The sequence below is a fragment of the Pseudomonas sp. PDM17 genome (genome assembly GCF_014851985.1).
In the GTDB taxonomy this organism is placed as follows: Bacteria; Pseudomonadota; Gammaproteobacteria; order Pseudomonadales; family Pseudomonadaceae; genus Pseudomonas.
On the sequence record NZ_JACVAT010000039.1, the window covers coordinates 1 to 255 of the forward strand.

Below are 255 nucleotides of genomic sequence, written 5' to 3' on the forward strand. Positions count from 1 at the left end.
GGAGCTGGTCGTTGACCTGGTAGTCGGCCTGGTAGGAGTCGAAGCGGTTGCCGGTGGTATCGCAGGCGTAGCGCTTGTTCTTGCAGTTCAGGCGCACGTCCTGGGCATCGGTGGAGTCGCGCGCGGTGTAGCGCTCCAGGCGTGTGGCGGTGAACTTGAGGTGGGCGATTTCCTCGCTGGTCAGCTGCGCGCCGTGGAACATGTTGGGCAGCAGGCGGCCGTCGTTGTACTTGAGCAGCGGCATGTCCGGCAGCA

The 255-nt window shown here is 64.7% G+C and carries 1 protein-coding gene; it reads right to left on the minus strand.

Going from position 1 to position 255, the window contains the following annotated elements; genetic code table 11:
- On the minus strand, nucleotides 1–255 hold a 255-nt coding region (locus IB256_RS31075), incomplete at both ends, for an OprD family outer membrane porin (protein WP_192404999.1).